Source organism: Klebsiella sp. HN106, from assembly GCF_051209435.1.
Taxonomy (GTDB): domain Bacteria; phylum Pseudomonadota; class Gammaproteobacteria; order Enterobacterales; family Enterobacteriaceae; genus Klebsiella; species Klebsiella oxytoca.
This window is the reverse complement of record NZ_JBLURD010000004.1, coordinates 82,656-97,684: the sequence shown is the minus strand read 5'-3', so window position 1 is coordinate 97,684 and position 15,029 is coordinate 82,656. Positions and strand designations below refer to the sequence as shown.

Annotated in this window: 15 protein-coding genes; 3 read left to right on the top strand and 12 right to left on the bottom strand. The window is 55.3% G+C overall.

Annotated features, from left to right (window positions below):
• Nucleotides 1-10 precede the first annotated feature (10 nt).
• Nucleotides 11-1,477: an IMP dehydrogenase gene (gene guaB / locus ACSIPU_RS13100; protein ID WP_014230355.1), complete on the bottom strand. Its 1,467-nt coding sequence runs from the start codon at nucleotides 1,475-1,477 to the stop codon at nucleotides 11-13.
• A 158-nt stretch (nucleotides 1,478-1,635) separates the two neighbouring features.
• Here guaB and xseA point away from each other — a divergent pair, with 158 nt between their 5' ends.
• From xseA to ACSIPU_RS13085, 3 genes are all read left to right on the top strand, one after another.
• Complete coding sequence (gene xseA / locus ACSIPU_RS13095; RefSeq protein WP_160886130.1) at nucleotides 1,636-3,009, top strand: exodeoxyribonuclease VII large subunit; 1,374 nt, start codon at nucleotides 1,636-1,638, stop codon at nucleotides 3,007-3,009.
• An 81-nt stretch (nucleotides 3,010-3,090) separates the two neighbouring features.
• Nucleotides 3,091-4,119, top strand: a complete 1,029-nt coding sequence (locus tag ACSIPU_RS13090) for a M4 family metallopeptidase (RefSeq protein WP_004114405.1) — start codon at nucleotides 3,091-3,093, stop codon at nucleotides 4,117-4,119.
• Complete coding sequence (locus tag ACSIPU_RS13085) at nucleotides 4,116-4,460, top strand: protealysin inhibitor emfourin (RefSeq protein ID WP_004104472.1); 345 nt, start codon at nucleotides 4,116-4,118, stop codon at nucleotides 4,458-4,460. The genes ACSIPU_RS13090 and ACSIPU_RS13085 overlap by 4 nt, the downstream gene beginning before the upstream one ends.
• Here ACSIPU_RS13085 and ACSIPU_RS13080 read toward each other — a convergent pair.
• The 11 genes from ACSIPU_RS13080 to ndk all read right to left on the bottom strand — a co-directional run bounded on the left by ACSIPU_RS13080 (nucleotide 4,457) and on the right by ndk (nucleotide 14,941).
• Nucleotides 4,457-4,672, bottom strand: a complete 216-nt coding sequence (locus tag ACSIPU_RS13080; RefSeq protein WP_004104473.1) for a zinc ribbon domain-containing protein — start codon at nucleotides 4,670-4,672, stop codon at nucleotides 4,457-4,459. The genes ACSIPU_RS13085 and ACSIPU_RS13080 overlap by 4 nt on opposite strands.
• A gap of 118 nt (nucleotides 4,673-4,790) precedes the next feature.
• Nucleotides 4,791-5,183 carry a cell envelope integrity TolA C-terminal domain-containing protein gene (locus ACSIPU_RS13075; protein WP_004104474.1) on the bottom strand — a complete coding sequence of 131 codons (393 nt, stop codon included), beginning with the start codon at nucleotides 5,181-5,183 and terminating at the stop codon, nucleotides 4,791-4,793.
• 57 nt (nucleotides 5,184-5,240) lie between these two features.
• A complete protein-coding gene (locus ACSIPU_RS13070) occupies nucleotides 5,241-5,618 on the bottom strand; it encodes a TonB family protein (RefSeq protein WP_023321425.1) in 378 nt (125 codons plus the stop codon).
• Between the two features lie 156 nt (nucleotides 5,619-5,774).
• The gene (der, locus tag ACSIPU_RS13065) at nucleotides 5,775-7,253 is read right to left on the bottom strand and encodes a ribosome biogenesis GTPase Der (RefSeq protein ID WP_004104476.1); all 1,479 of its coding nucleotides are present in this window, start codon (nucleotides 7,251-7,253) and stop codon (nucleotides 5,775-5,777) included.
• A gap of 114 nt (nucleotides 7,254-7,367) precedes the next feature.
• On the bottom strand, nucleotides 7,368-8,546 hold the full coding sequence (gene bamB, locus ACSIPU_RS13060) for an outer membrane protein assembly factor BamB (RefSeq protein WP_004104478.1): 1,179 nt from the start codon (nucleotides 8,544-8,546) through the stop codon (nucleotides 7,368-7,370).
• A gap of 10 nt (nucleotides 8,547-8,556) precedes the next feature.
• Nucleotides 8,557-9,177, bottom strand: coding sequence for a YfgM family protein (locus tag ACSIPU_RS13055; protein ID WP_004104480.1), 621 nt, complete (start codon nucleotides 9,175-9,177; stop codon nucleotides 8,557-8,559).
• 34 nt (nucleotides 9,178-9,211) lie between these two features.
• On the bottom strand, nucleotides 9,212-10,486 hold the full coding sequence (gene hisS / locus ACSIPU_RS13050; protein ID WP_004104483.1) for a histidine--tRNA ligase: 1,275 nt from the start codon (nucleotides 10,484-10,486) through the stop codon (nucleotides 9,212-9,214).
• A 91-nt stretch (nucleotides 10,487-10,577) separates the two neighbouring features.
• Nucleotides 10,578-11,699, bottom strand: coding sequence for a flavodoxin-dependent (E)-4-hydroxy-3-methylbut-2-enyl-diphosphate synthase (ispG, locus tag ACSIPU_RS13045; RefSeq protein ID WP_004104485.1), 1,122 nt, complete (start codon nucleotides 11,697-11,699; stop codon nucleotides 10,578-10,580).
• A gap of 26 nt (nucleotides 11,700-11,725) precedes the next feature.
• Nucleotides 11,726-12,715, bottom strand: a complete 990-nt coding sequence (gene rodZ / locus ACSIPU_RS13040) for a cytoskeleton protein RodZ (protein WP_004114411.1) — start codon at nucleotides 12,713-12,715, stop codon at nucleotides 11,726-11,728.
• 274 nt (nucleotides 12,716-12,989) lie between these two features.
• Complete coding sequence (locus ACSIPU_RS13035; RefSeq protein WP_004104488.1) at nucleotides 12,990-14,156, bottom strand: bifunctional tRNA (adenosine(37)-C2)-methyltransferase TrmG/ribosomal RNA large subunit methyltransferase RlmN; 1,167 nt, start codon at nucleotides 14,154-14,156, stop codon at nucleotides 12,990-12,992.
• A gap of 353 nt (nucleotides 14,157-14,509) precedes the next feature.
• The gene (ndk, locus tag ACSIPU_RS13030; RefSeq protein WP_004114414.1) at nucleotides 14,510-14,941 is read right to left on the bottom strand and encodes a nucleoside-diphosphate kinase; all 432 of its coding nucleotides are present in this window, start codon (nucleotides 14,939-14,941) and stop codon (nucleotides 14,510-14,512) included.
• Nucleotides 14,942-15,029 lie beyond the last annotated feature (88 nt).

Below are 15,029 nucleotides of genomic sequence, written 5' to 3'. Positions count from 1 at the left end.
GCGATGAAAATCAGGAGCCCATGCGGTAGTTCGGGGATTCCTTGGTAATGGTCACGTCGTGAACGTGACTCTCCTGGATACCCGCGCCGCTGATGCGCACGAATTCCGCTTTGGTCCGCAGGGTGTCGATGGTACCACAACCGGTCAGGCCCATACAGGAGCGCAGTCCGCCCATCTGCTGGTGAATAATCTCTTTCAGACGGCCTTTATAGGCGACGCGACCTTCGATACCTTCCGGTACCAGTTTGTCGGCGGCGTTATCGGTCTGGAAGTAGCGATCGGAGGAGCCTTTAGACATCGCGCCAAGGGAACCCATACCGCGGTAAGATTTGTAAGAACGCCCCTGGTAGAGTTCGATTTCGCCCGGAGACTCTTCGGTACCCGCCAGCATCGAACCGACCATGACGGCGGCTGCGCCTGCGGCAATCGCTTTCGCGATATCGCCGGAGAAACGAATACCGCCGTCAGCGATAACCGGAATACCGGTGCCTTCCAGCGCTTCAACCGCGTCAGAAACGGCGGTGATCTGCGGAACGCCCACGCCGGTCACGATACGCGTCGTACAGATGGAGCCAGGACCGATACCCACTTTCACCGCGCTGCAGCCGGCTTCCGCCAGCGCACGTGCGCCCGCGCCGGTCGCCACGTTGCCGCCGATGATTTGCAGGTCAGGATATTTTGCGCGGGTATCGCGAATACGCTGCAATACGCCCTCAGAGTGACCGTGAGAAGAGTCGATCAGCAGAATATCGACGCCCGCGGCAACCAGCGCATCAACACGCTCTTCGTTACCCGCGCCCGCGCCAACCGCTGCGCCAACGCGCAGGCGACCCTGCTCATCTTTACAGGCGTTCGGTTTACGTTCCGCTTTCTGGAAATCTTTAACGGTGATCATGCCGAGAAGATGGAAGCTGTCATCCACAACCAGGGCTTTCTCAACGCGTTTTTCATGCATTTTAGCAAAGACCACTTCGCGGCTTTCACCTTCGCGAACGGTAACCAGACGCTCTTTCGGCGTCATATATACGCTAACCGGCTGGTTCAGGTCGGTGACGAAACGCACATCGCGGCCGGTAATGATGCCGACCAGCTCATTGTCTTCGGTCACAACCGGATAGCCAGCAAAACCGTTGCGTTCAGTCAGCTCTTTAACTTCGCGCAGAGTCGTAGTCGGCAGAACGGTCTGCGGGTCGGTAACCACGCCGGACTCATGCTTCTTCACGCGCTTAACTTCTTCCGCCTGACGCTCGATAGACATGTTTTTATGAATAAAACCGATGCCGCCTTCCTGTGCCAGGGCAATTGCCAGACGCGCTTCCGTCACGGTATCCATTGCTGCGGAGAGCATAGGAATATTCAGGCGAATGGTTTTCGTCAGCTGGGTGCTGAGATCGGCGGTGTTTGGCAGAACGGTTGAATGAGCGGGAACGAGGAGGACGTCGTCAAACGTCAGAGCTTCTTTAGCGATACGTAGCATGGGCAATATCTCGACCAGGGTGGATAAATATTGCCGTGGCATTATACAGAGCGTAACCGATTGCATCTACCCTTTTTTGCAAATAATACTTGCGATCCCCTCTCAGCAGGTTACTATCGACTGAATAACCTGCTGATTTAGAATTTGATCTTGCTCACATGTTGCCATCTCAATCCCCCTCAATTTACACGGTTAGCCGCCTCAATCAGTCGGTCCGGCTGCTGCTGGAACGTGAAATGGGCCAGGTATGGATCAGCGGCGAGATTTCCAATTTCAGCCAGCCCTCTTCCGGTCACTGGTACTTTACCTTAAAAGACGATAACGCCCAGGTGCGCTGCGCAATGTTTCGCAACAGCAATCGCCGGGTGACCTTCCGTCCGCAGCACGGGCAGCAGGTGCTGGTTCGCGCCAACATTACCCTTTACGAGCCGCGCGGCGATTATCAGATTATTGTGGAGAGCATGCAGCCTGCGGGCGAAGGACTGCTTCAGCAGAAGTATGAACAGCTGAAGGCCGCCCTGGCGGCGGAAGGCTTGTTCGATCAGCAGCATAAAAAAGCGCTTCCCTCCCCTGCGCACTGCATAGGCGTCATTACCTCTAAAACCGGCGCCGCGCTGCATGATATTTTACAGGTGCTCAAGCGTCGCGACCCTTCCCTGCCGGTGATTATTTATCCGACCGCCGTTCAGGGTGAAGACGCACCGGGGCAGATTGTTCGCGCAATTGAACTGGCCAACGCGCGCCGCGAATGCGACGTACTTATCGTCGGACGCGGCGGCGGTTCGCTGGAAGATTTATGGAGTTTTAACGACGAGCGGGTGGCGCGGGCGATATTTAGCAGTCCGATTGCCATCGTCAGCGCCGTGGGCCATGAAACTGACGTCACTATTGCCGATTTCGTCGCCGACCTGCGCGCGCCAACGCCTTCCGCGGCGGCAGAAATGGTCAGCCGTAACCAGCTGGAGCTGCTGCGCCAGCTCCAGTCAGGACAGCAGCGTCTTGAGATGGCGATGGACTACTTCCTTGCCAACCGCCATCGTCGCTTTACCCAGATATTTCACCGCCTGCAGCAGCAGCATCCTCAGCTGCGCCTTGCTCGCCAGCAAACGGAGCTGGAAAGGTTGCGTCAGCGCATGCGTTTCGCTCTTGAGACGCAGATGAAGCGCGCCGATCAGCGCCAGCAGCGCGCTACGCAGCGTCTGAATCAGCAAAATCCGCAGCCGCGTATTCACCGTGCCCAGAGCCGTATTCAACAGCTGGAATATCGCCTGGCGGAAAATATCCGCAGCCGCCTCGGCGAGCAGCGCGAGCGCTTCGGCAATATGGTCACGCATCTGGAGGCCGTCAGCCCGCTGGCGACGCTCGCCCGCGGCTATAGCGTGACTTCCGCCAGCGACGGCAAAGTGCTGAAGCAGACCAAACAGGTACGCGAGGGAGACCTTCTCACTACCCGCCTGAACGATGGCTGGGTGGAGAGCGAAGTGAAAAACATCACGCCGGCGAAGAAAACGCGCTCCCGTAAAAAAGCCTGATTATTCTGCCTTTTCAACCGGGGATAACTATACTGCTCTCATGCCCTTTTTAAACGGTTCTATCCGGCTAAGGAGCGTGATATGCCTGTTGCTTATCCTCGTTATGTGATTCCGCCCTATATTTTACGCCGCATTGTCGACCATGGCTCGCTTCAGCAGCAGCGCTGCGCGCAGAATACCCTCAGCCATGTTCAGTCCCTGATGGCGCATGTTCCCGGACGCCCCGCGGCTCCCCATGTCACCACGCCGGGCCAGCTTGAGCGCGACATTTACGATGCCGGGCAAACCCAGGAACTACCGGGAACGCAGGTCCGTTTTGAGGGGCAGCCCTCCAACGGTGATGTGGCCGTTGATGAAGCCTATGACTATCTCGGCATCACCCATGAGTTTTTCTGGAAGAGCTACCAGCGCGATTCTCTGGATAACCGCGGGCTAAAGCTCACCGGCAGCGTCCACTATGGCCACGAATATCAAAATGCGTTCTGGAACGGCCAGCAAATGGTATTTGGCGACGGTGATGGCGAGATTTTTAATCGCTTTACTATCGCCATTGACGTCGTCGCGCACGAGCTAAGCCATGGCGTGACGGAGAGCGAAGCCGGTCTTATCTACTTCGAACAATCCGGCGCGCTTAACGAATCACTCTCGGACGTCTTTGGCTCGCTGGTCAAACAATATCAGCGCCAGCAAACGGCGGACAAGGCGGACTGGCTAATAGGTGAGGGACTGCTCGCGAAAGGCATTCACGGCAAAGGTCTGCGCTCGATGTCTCAGCCCGGCTCCGCTTACGATGACCCCATCCTTGGCAAAGATCCGCAGCCCGCTCACATGAAAGATTTTGTGCATACCCAGCAGGATAACGGCGGCGTACATATCAATTCCGGCATTCCTAATCACGCCTTTTATCTCGCCGCCCGCGAGATCGGCGGTTTTGCGTGGCAAAAAGCGGGCCACGCCTGGTATGACGCAGTGTGTGATAACTCTCTGGCAAAAGACGCTGATTTTTCAACCTTTGCCAGGCTCACGGTTCGCCATGGCGAAAAACGTTTTGGCAAAGAGATCGCTGATGCCATCACTCAAGCCTGGGGGCGCGTCGGAGTGGTGCTATGAATCTTGCCGATCTTAGCGATGATGCGATTATTGAGCTGGCTCGCGAGGGGGGCGTCGCCTGGATCCCGGCGCTCAGTGGAATGCGTAAGATTGTGGTTGCGAAGCTCAACGAGCAACAGAAGCAGCGGATCGCTTCAATTCTTCAACAATCGCTACCGCTGGGCAAGCCGCCGGGGCAGCCCGACTCGCCGGGCAGCGGCGATCAGCGTTTTTTTCGCATTCAGATCGTCAGCGAGCAGCACTACCACAGCCTGATTATTCTCATCCCGGAGGAGCGTGCGCCAGAATCACTGGTTGAACTCTGGCGCGACGGTGAAAGCTGCGTCAGCGATAAAAATTAAACCGGCACAAACTCGACGCGTTTTTTTGAAATCAGCCCGTGGCCATTCTGACAAAAATAATCTACCGCGCCGCAGGCTTTTAATACTTCCAGCGGCTTGTGGCAGTCCGGGCAGCGGGCTTCAACAACATACTCTTTCGCGCAATGCGCGCAGTGGGCGCTATTGCCCTGCACAGCAAGCTGCGCATGGCACACGGGGCAATCAAATTCCATGGTGACTCCTGACGACGGGTATGTGGCTTTATTTTATCACGGTTGCACAATCTGTGGCTGCTGCCAGCCACTGAACTCCAGCAGACTATTCGCTCCCGAGCGGATCGCCGCGTTTATTTTACTCACCCTGCATACTGAACCGGGACTGAGCAAAAGCGTCGTACACCTGCTTATCGGTGAACGGCGGGAAGGTGGCCCGTTTAGCGGCATCAATCAGCGCAGCGCAATATTTTTTATTACCTTCACTCGTTGTGATGCTATTCAGTTTCCCCTCATAGCTGAAACTCACATGGATCGTGCATTTTTTCCCCGTCCAGCCGTAGCGATTGGATAATCGGGAATCAATAGACTCTTTTATCGATCTCGCCTGCCTGCCATATTCATCATCATCGCTGAATCGTCCAGAGCTACAGCTCCCAAGCGCTGAGGTTTTATGACAGTCAGCAGGATGAAACGGCGTACAGCTGCTGGTTAATATGACCAAAGCGAACATCACGATTGTTTTTTTCATATCCCTGTTCCCGGCGTTTATTTCGATTGTCCCTTCGTTATTTCACGTGCATTCATCTTAGCGAAAAGGGACGCCACCGCTTCGAATACTGCCGGGCTGATTTGGCGCTGGCACCTCAACGGAACACGGCCCCGGCGTGAAATGAATGGTAATGATGTTATTGCTGGAAGGCTTCCCTTTAACGTATCGCCATTTTCCCATTGCGGCCCTGACTTCATTATCAAACATTCCGGAGGGATCGGAGCTTAATAACTGAATGTTAGTCACCCGCCCATTCTCGTCAACGTCAAATTGCGCTTTAACCTGACCCGGTATCCCTTTTTTTGCGGCTTTCGCTGGATAAGCAGGCTTAACGCGCGGTTCAACAGGTTGTGATTCAGCGGTACAGGCTATGGGAAAAAGAAACAGCATCAGGAGAGTTAAGAAGCTTTTCATTCTGACCTCATTGTCACAAAAATATTTATCCTCCCTGGTTTTTCTCACATTTATAACGCAGCCTCAAGCGAGTTTATTATTCTGCGCATGATCGGTGGCCGATAATAAAAAAGCCCGACGGATGCGGGCTTTCTATTTTTAATGCTGACGGATAGCTTATTTGCTTTTCTTGATGTGTTTAATCAAGCGCTTACGCTTACGCATCTGATTAGGCGTCAGAGTATTACGTTTGTTGGCAAACGGGTTTTCCCCTTCCTTGAACTGAATGCGAATTGGCGTGCCCATCACTTCCAGTGATTTACGGAAGTAGTTCATCAGGTAGCGCTTATACGAATCCGGCAGATCTTTAACCTGATTACCGTGAATAACCACGATCGGCGGGTTATACCCCCCGGCGTGGGCATATTTCAGCTTCACGCGACGACCGCGCACCAGCGGCGGCTGATGGTCTTCGGCAGCCATGGTCATGATGCGGGTCAGCATAGCGGTACCCACGCGACGGGTTGCGCTGTCGTACGCTTCGCGCACGGATTCAAACAGGTTGCCTACGCCGCTACCGTGCAGCGCGGAGATAAAGTGCACGCGGGCAAAGTCGATAAAGCCCAGACGGTAGTCCAGAGTCTCTTTCACCTGCTCTTTAACTTCTTGGCTCAGGCCGTCCCATTTGTTAACGACAATCACCAGCGAGCGACCGCTGTTGAGGATAAAGCCCAGCAGAGAGAGATCCTGATCGGAAATCCCCTCCCGCGCATCAATCACCAGCAGCACCACGTTGGCGTCTTCGATCGCCTGCAGGGTTTTAATCACCGAGAATTTCTCGACGACATCGGTGATCTTACCGCGTTTGCGCACGCCGGCGGTGTCAATCAGCACATATTCACGCTCGTCGCGCTGCATCGGGATGTAGATGCTGTCGCGGGTCGTTCCGGGCATGTCGTAGACCACTACGCGGTCTTCGCCCAGGATACGGTTGGTGAGCGTTGACTTACCCACGTTCGGGCGACCCACTATCGCCAGCTTAATCGGCAGATCCTGTGGGTTAAAATCTTCTTCCGGCTCTTCAACTGCTTCGCCGTTCTGCTCGGCTTCAAACTGTGCCCAGTATGCCGCGTCTTCGTCCACTTCTTCCGGCGGGTTCACCTCATCAACCCACGGCAGCAGGACGTGCTCCAGCAGACTGGTGACGCCGCGACCGTGTGAAGCGGCGATAGGATAAATCTCGCCTAACCCCAGCGACCAAAAATCGGCGATCGCCTGATCGGCATCGATGCCGTCAGTTTTGTTTGCCACCAGGAAGGTCGGCTTTTCGCGGGAGCGCAGATGTTTAGCGATTGCCGAGTCCGCCGGCATCAGGCCCGCCCGCGCATCGACCATAAACAGCACCACGTCCGCTTCTTCAATCGCCAGCAGCGACTGTTCCGCCATCCGCGTTTCTACGCCATCTTCGGTACCGTCGATCCCGCCGGTATCGATACAGATAAATTCGCGGCCTTCCACTTCAGCACGACCGTACTTACGGTCACGAGTCAGCCCCGGGAAATCCGCGACCAACGCATCGCGAGTGCGCGTTAAGCGGTTAAAAAGCGTGGATTTTCCAACGTTAGGGCGCCCGACAAGCGCGACCACAGGTATCATGTTAAATGCCTCATACTAAAATCGATACAACGCCATTTTCACGGCGTTTTTAAAAAAGCCAAAACGGCCCCTGTCTGCCAGGGGCCGTTTCTCAAAAATAGACTACCGCTGTTGTTAACGCGTAATCGCGTACAGCGTACCGTCTTTCGCCTGAATCAGCAGTTTGCCGTCAGCAACAACCGGATCGGTCAGGAAGCCTGAGCTGTCTACCTTCTGCTGAGCCACAAAGTGACCATCTTCCGGGTTGACCCAGTGCATATAGCCTTCGCTATCGCCAACAACCAGGTTGCCATTATACAGCACAGGCGCCGTCAGCAGACGGTGCAGCAGATCGCTTTGCGTCCACAGCGTCACGCCGCCGTCGGTGGTGAGCGCCAGCAGACGGTCGTTTTGATCAACCAGGTAAATACGGTTGCCGTCGACGATGAAATCGTTCACTGAACCCAGCTCGCGTTTCCACATAATCTGGCCGCTGCGCAGATCCAAAGCCGTCAGGTTGCCGTTATAGGCCAGCGCATAAATCACACCGTTCACGATAACCGGCGTCGTATCGACGTCGTTAAGACGGTCGATTTCCGTCGGACCGGTGGCGGTAGAGATACGTTGCTGCCAAATCATCTGCCCCTGCTGCATCAGCACCGCGCTGACGCGACCGTTATCGCCGCCCACAATCGCTGCGCCGTATGCGGTAGCCGGAGCGGATTCGCCGCGCAGAGAGAGCGCTGGCATATCCAGGTTAACGGTCCATTTCACCGCGCCGTCAGCTTCGTTCAGCGCCTGCAGCTGACCGTTAGTGGTGTGAATCAACACCATACCGTCACTGACGACCGGACGGGAAATCGCTTCACCCGCTACGCTTGCTTCCCATGCGACGGTGCCGTCGCTGGTATTCAGCGCGTAAACTTTCGCTTTTTCGCTACCGATATACACATGGCCACCCGAGACGGTCACGCCGCCGGAGAGCAGCGCAGGCGCGCGGGAGAACCAGCCGTCTTTCTCGGCCAGGTTAACCGACCACACCTCTTTGCCGTCGCCTGAATTCAGGGCTTTAACGGTGCCTTTACGATCGGCGGCATACACAACGCCATCAGCAAAAGCCGGGTGCAGGTTAGAGTAGAATTCGCCAATACCGCCGCCAACGGAGGTGCTCCAGGACGTGGACGGCGTAAACTGGTTTTCCACCGTCGGCAGTGGCGACATTTTCACCACATCTTCTTCGCTGTTAAACAGCGAACAACCGCTCAATAAGGTAACGGAAAGCAGCCCTGGCAAAAGTAATTTACGCAATTGCATCGAGTCCCTCTCAGATGGACAAATTATTTATTTTCATACGCATCATTTCGCTGAGCGCCGGCGAAGCATCGCTTTTCGCGCCCGCTTCCCAGGCCGCTTTCGCCCCTTGCTTATCGCCTTTGCTCAGCAGGATCTCGCCGCGCAGGTCGGCGACAATCGCGGTCCAGCCTTCGCCTTTCACGGCATCCAGGGTTTTCAGCGCGGCATCAGGCTGCTTAAGCTGTAGCTGTACGCGAGCAAGACGCATATTGATAACCGATTTCAGGTTATCATCAGAAGCAGCGGCAAGCCCCTGCTGAAGCTGCTTTTCAGCGTTCTGCAGATCGTTTTTCTCAACAAACTGCTGCGCCAGCTCAAGAGAAGCAAACGCACCATAGGTGTTTTTGCTGTCGGCGGCAAATTTCTGCGCCGCGTTCAGCGCCTCTGGTTTATCCGCTTTAAGCGCGGAAATCGCATTTTCATAAGCCAGAGACGAGCCTCTGGCGGTATCCAACTGATGGGAGGTCCAGTAGCGCCAGCCAACCAGCGCGCCAACGCCCAAAATCACCCCAACGGCCAGCGCTTTGCCATTTTCAGCAAAGAAGCGCTTCAGCGCGTCGACCTGATCGTTTTCGTTATTGTAAAGTTCCACGCAGTCCTTCTCCTGACTAATGTTTCCCGGGAAATTAACCCAGAAGTGTGCGCAAATGCGCGGCAACGCTATCCTGCGTTACGGTAGTTTGCTCACCTGAGCGTAAATCTTTCACTACCACGTTTCCGTCAGCGATTTCTGCTTCGCCCAGCACCAGCGCAACGCGAGCGCCCCATTTATCAGCGCGAGCAAACTGCTTCTTAAAGTTGCCGCCGCCGTGGTTGGTCATCAGCTTAACGCCGGGTAACGCATCGCGTACCTGTTCAGCCAGACGCATTGCTGCGGACTGGGTGTCAGTTCCGGAGGCTACCAGGTATATATCGACAACAGGATCGGCTTTAAATTCCGGATTCACTGCCTGAACCAGTAAAACAAGACGTTCCAGCCCCATCGCAAAGCCGACGCCAGGCGTTGCGCGACCGCCAAGCTGCTCAACCAGACCGTCATAACGCCCACCGGCACAGACGGTTCCCTGTGAGCCGAGGCTGGTGGTAACCCACTCAAACACGGTGCGGTTGTAATAGTCGAGACCGCGCACCAGACGCTGATTCACGGTATAGCGAATACCGGCATCGTCCAGCAGCGCGCAAAGCCCGGCGAAGTGCGCTTTGGACTCTTCGTCAAGATAATCACCCAGCGTCGGCGCATCGTTCAGCAGCGCCTGAACTTCCGGGTTTTTAGAATCCAGCACGCGCAGCGGGTTGGTGTACATGCGGCGTTTGCAGTCTTCATCGAGCTTATCCTTATACTGCTCAAGATAAGCCACCAGCGCGTCGCGATAGCTGGCGCGAGCTTCCAGCGAACCGATAGAGTTCAGCTCAAGGGCAACGTGGCTGGAGATCCCCAGTTCACGCCACCAGCGGGCGGTCAGCATGATCAGCTCGGCATCGATATCCGGCCCCTGCAGACCGAACGCTTCCGCACCAATCTGGTGGAACTGACGATAGCGGCCTTTTTGCGGACGCTCGTGGCGGAACATTGGCCCGATATACCACAGGCGCTGTTCTTGATTGTACAGGAGACCATGTTCGATGCCGGCGCGTACGCAACCCGCCGTACCTTCCGGACGCAGGGTCAGGCTATCGCCGTTACGGTCCTCAAAGGTATACATCTCTTTTTCAACCACGTCGGTCACTTCGCCGATAGCGCGTTTGAATAACGGGGTCTGCTCTACAATCGGCATACGGATTTCGCTGTAACCGTAGCTACCAAGCACTTGCTTCAGTGAGCCTTCAATGCGCTGCCAGAGAGCGGTTTCGCCCGGCAGATAATCGTTCATGCCGCGAATGGCTTGAATGTTCTTTGCCACGTTTATTCTCTTTATATATACAAAAATGAACCCCGGCGCCTCGCGCCCGCAGGTTCAATCATACACGGGAAGCGTATCGCTTCCCAACACGTTATTTCGCTTCAACCTGCTGAATATCGATACGACGCGCCTCATCCAGCATCGATGCTTTAGCGCGAATACGCGCTTCCAGCTGATCGATCATATCGTCGTTATCCAGTCGGTCTTTACGGACGCCGTCTTCGTACAGGCCGCTTTTCTTGTTGCCGCCGGTCACGCCGAGCGTCGACACCAGCGCCTCGCCTGGGCCATTCACCACGCAGCCAATGATCGAAATGTCCATCGGCGTAATGATGTCTTCCAGGCGCTGCTCCAGGGCGTTAACGGTACCGATAACGTCAAACTCCTGACGTGAACATGTCGGGCAGGCAATGAAGTTGATCCCGCGAGAGCGAATGCGCAGCGACTTGAGAATATCGAAGCCAACTTTGATCTCTTCAACCGGATCCGCTGCCAGAGAAACGCGCAAGGTATCGCCGATCCCTTCAGACAGCAGCAGTCCGAGGCCGATCGCGGACTTCACCGCGCCGCTGCGCGCGCCGCCCGCTTCGGTAATCCCGAGATGCAGAGGCTGGTCGATCTGTTTCGCCAGCAGACGATAGGATTCGACCGCGAGGAACACATCGGAAGCTTTTACGCTGACTTTAAACTGATCGAAATTGAGACGATCGAGATGATCGACATGGCGCATTGCCGATTCCAGCAGCGCCTGCGGAGTCGGTTCACCGTATTTCTCCTGGAGATCTTTTTCCAGAGAACCGGCGTTTACCCCGATACGGATGGGAATATTTTTATCGCGAGCGCAGTCCACCACCATGCGGATACGCTCTTCGTTACCGATATTGCCCGGGTTAATACGCAGACAATCAACGCCGTATTCCGCTACCTTCAGCGCAATGCGGTAATCGAAGTGGATATCGGCAACCAGCGGTACGCTCACCTGCTGTTTGATAAGCTTAAAGGCTTCTGCCGCGTCCATCGTTGGCACCGAAACACGAACGATATCCGCGCCAACGCGCTCAAGGGCTTTAATTTGATTTACCGTCGCCGCCACATCGGTGGTGCGCGTGTTTGTCATCGACTGTACGGCGATGGGGGCGCCATCGCCAATCGGCACATTCCCAACGTAAATTCGCTTTGATTTTCTACGTTGAATCGGAGCCTGGTTATGCATGAAAAATCTCCCGCGTTACCCGTCTGTTACTGCGCCGGTGATTGTTCGGCATTAAGGGTCAGACGTGCAACCTGGTTAGTTCTGATAAAACGACTCAAATCGACTGGTTTACCCAGATACTGTATCTGTACCGCCGCCGGTGCACCGATTTTCAGTTTATAAGGTGCCTGGCCGCTCAGATTGAGATTACCGCCTTTACGCTGCAACCCGCTGAACAGCTTTTTACCCGTCGCATCGCTCACTTCCAGCCAGCAGTCGGCGGTGAAATTCAGCACCAGATCCTGAGCCGAGGCCGGCGCAGCGGTCACGTTTGCCTGGTCGGTCGGTAGCGGCGATGTTGGACTGGCGGGCGCTGGGGTAGCCGCCGTGTCAACGTTCGCCTGAGAAGGCGCAACAACGGCGTTGTTATCGACCGGGGCCGCAGTCGCAGCCGGAGCCGAGGTTGCTGGCGCAGAAGAGGTCTCTGCCGGCGCGCTGTTAGCAGCGGTATCGGCGGAAGAATTCGCCGAACCATTGTCCAGAGGAATGCTTTGGCTGTTGTTATCGCCAGCGTTCAGCTCGGCGGAGGACTGATCGGCCATGGTGGAGATCTCGTCCTGCTGCGCTTTGTGGTCCTGCCACCACCACGCGCCGCTGAGGCCAATCACCACGAACAGCACCAGCCAGGTAAAACTCATTAGCCAGCCGTCGCGTTTTTTGCGACGTTTACCCAGCGAGAAGCTCTGCATTGGCGCCACTTTTGCCGCACGAATGGGAGCCTGCTTCGCCATCATCGGCAGCAGTTCTTCTTCAGGGATGTGCACGAGGCGGGCATAAGAGCGGATATAGCCGCGCAGGAAGGTTGAAGCCAGATCGGCGGGTGCCTTATCGTCTTCAATATCACGAACCGTGGAAACCTTCAGGCATAAGCGCTCAGCCACCGCTTGCTGGCTGAGCCCGAGTTGTTCGCGGGCGTTACGCAAACGCGCGCCCGTAGTGTTTGCTTCTTGATGGTCTTGAGTGGCTTCAGTATTCATTCGCTACAACTACTGGTACGTGAAATTTAAAATTCAGCGCCGGTGACCCCGCGCCGCGAGACATCTGCTCAACGTCAGACAAACAGTATAAGTCCGTATGACGTACTATCACAGAGACTTATCAATATTGAATGCTAAGCGGTTGTTGTACCGCTACATACTGCCTCAAAGTCGACAAAAACGCACCGTAATTATTAACCAGAACAGCGTATTTCGCCCGGCTATACAACATAAATATGCAGCGCACCGCCCAGGCTGTGCGCTGCATCATTTATCAGACTGCCTTCACGTCGATCGCTTCGCCCTGCATACGTTTACGCAGCGTACGTTTGGTTCGGTCGATAACGTCGCCGGCCAGCTGGCCGCAGGCTGCGTCGATATCGTCACCGCGAGTTTTACGCACGATAGTGGTGAAACCATACTCCATCAATACCTTGGAGAAACGGTCGATGCGACTGTTAGAGCTGCGGCCATACGGCGCTCCCGGGAAGGGGTTCCACGGGATGAGGTTGATCTTGCACGGCGTATCTTTTAACAGCGCCGCCAGCTCGTGGGCATGCTCGGTACCGTCGTTGACGTGATCCAGCATGACGTATTCGATCGTCACGCGGCCCTGGTTGGCATTGGACTTCGAAATATAACCACGTACCGAGTTCAGGAAGGTCTCGATATTATATTTCTTGTTGATCGGCACGATTTCGTCACGAATGGTATCGTTCGGCGCGTGCAGAGAGATAGCCAGCGCGACGTCAATCATATCGCCAAGCTTATCAAGCGCAGGCACCACGCCGGAAGTGGAGAGCGTGACGCGACGTTTTGAGAGCCCAAAGCCGAAGTCGTCGAGCATGATTTCCATAGCCGGAACCACGTTGGTCAGGTTCAGCAGCGGCTCGCCCATGCCCATCATTACCACGTTGGTAATCGGACGCACGCCGGTGGTCTTCACCGCACCGACGATTTTCGCCGCGCGCCAGACCTGGCCGATAATTTCCGAAACCCGCAGGTTGCGGTTAAAGCCCTGCTGCGCCGTGGAGCAGAATTTACACTCCAGCGCACAGCCCACCTGAGAAGAAACGCACAGGGTGGCGCGATCGTCTTCCGGGATATACACGGTTTCGACGCGCTGATCGCCAACGGCAATCGCCCATTTGATGGTGCCGTCGCTGGAGCGCTGTTCTTCCACGACTTCCGGGGCACGGATTTCCGCGACTTCCTTTAATTTGCCGCGCAGAACTTTGTTGATGTCGGTCATCTCGTCAAAGTTATCGCAGCAGTAGTGATACATCCATTTCATCACCTGATCGGCGCGGAAAGGCTTTTCGCCCATGTTTTTGAAAAACTCGCGCATCTGCTGACGATTCAGATCCAGCAGGTTGATTTTGGCATCTTTGTTCGGCACCGTCAGTGCGGCGCTATCAGGTGTGACTATTTGTTCAGACATAATTGATTCCGGCCTCGTTATTACACGTTATGGCCCCTGGAGGGTTAAAAAGAAACGCCCCGGGAGCGACTGCTCAGCCGGGGCGCTGTATTCTACAAATTCTGGCCCATCAATACTACGTCTGCACGCAGCAATGATGAAAAAATCTGTAACTGCCAGGCAGCTCCTCGTGACCGGGGTGAACGCGCGCAGCCAACACCGCGACGGTCGAAAAGGCGACGAGGATGGTATCTCCAAAGTATTTTACGTCACGGCGAGGCGGCGAGTTCGCAAATCCCCGGGAGCATAGATAACGATGTGACCGGGGTGCGCGAATGAAGCCAACAAAGCGGTGGCGTGAAAGACGCGGGAGATTAGCGGGTGCGCGGGCAAACCTCGCCTTCAGCAAAGAAAAACGCGATTTCGCGCGCAGCGGATTCAACGGAATCGGAACCGTGGGTGCCGTTCTCGGTGAAGCTGTCAGCGTAGTCTGCGCGCAGCGTACCCGCCAGCGCGTTCGCCGGGTTGGTTGCGCCCAGCAGGTCACGATGACGCTGAACCGCATTTTCGCCTTCCAGCACGGAAACGACGATCGGACCGGAAGTCATGAACTCAACCAGACCGTCAAAGAACGGGCGACCTTCGTGCTCAGCATAGAAGCCGCGAGCCTGCTCAACGGTCAGATGCAGCATTTTAGTGCCAACGATTTTGAACCCTGCAGCTTCAAAGCGAGAAAAGATGCCGCCAATAACGTTTTTTGCCACCGCGTTTGGTTTGATGATGGAAAAAGTACGTTCAATAGCCATGATAACCTCTTTATATATGTTGTTCTGTTTTGCAGATGAGCAGATGAGACCGATAAATACGGCGCGAATTATAATCATCATCTAAGGC

Bases quoted from the DNA above. Each gene is read 5' to 3' on its own strand.
- guaB (WP_014230355.1), bottom strand. From the start codon at position 1,477: ATGCTACGTATCGCTAAAGAAGCTCTGACGTTTGACGACGTCCTCCTC.
- ndk (WP_004114414.1), bottom strand. From the start codon at position 14,941: ATGGCTATTGAACGTACTTTTTCCATCATCAAACCAAACGCGGTGGCA.
- bamB (WP_004104478.1), bottom strand. From the start codon at position 8,546: ATGCAATTGCGTAAATTACTTTTGCCAGGGCTGCTTTCCGTTACCTTA.
- ispG (WP_004104485.1), bottom strand. From the start codon at position 11,699: ATGCATAACCAGGCTCCGATTCAACGTAGAAAATCAAAGCGAATTTAC.
- rodZ (WP_004114411.1), bottom strand. From the start codon at position 12,715: ATGAATACTGAAGCCACTCAAGACCATCAAGAAGCAAACACTACGGGC.
- ACSIPU_RS13075 (WP_004104474.1), bottom strand. From the start codon at position 5,183: ATGAAAAAAACAATCGTGATGTTCGCTTTGGTCATATTAACCAGCAGC.
- ACSIPU_RS13070 (WP_023321425.1), bottom strand. From the start codon at position 5,618: ATGAAAAGCTTCTTAACTCTCCTGATGCTGTTTCTTTTTCCCATAGCC.
- ACSIPU_RS13080 (WP_004104473.1), bottom strand. From the start codon at position 4,672: ATGGAATTTGATTGCCCCGTGTGCCATGCGCAGCTTGCTGTGCAGGGC.
- der (WP_004104476.1), bottom strand. From the start codon at position 7,253: ATGATACCTGTGGTCGCGCTTGTCGGGCGCCCTAACGTTGGAAAATCC.
- ACSIPU_RS13085 (WP_004104472.1), top strand. From the start codon at position 4,116: ATGAATCTTGCCGATCTTAGCGATGATGCGATTATTGAGCTGGCTCGC.
- xseA (WP_160886130.1), top strand. From the start codon at position 1,636: ATGTTGCCATCTCAATCCCCCTCAATTTACACGGTTAGCCGCCTCAAT.
- ACSIPU_RS13090 (WP_004114405.1), top strand. From the start codon at position 3,091: ATGCCTGTTGCTTATCCTCGTTATGTGATTCCGCCCTATATTTTACGC.
- ACSIPU_RS13035 (WP_004104488.1), bottom strand. From the start codon at position 14,156: ATGTCTGAACAAATAGTCACACCTGATAGCGCCGCACTGACGGTGCCG.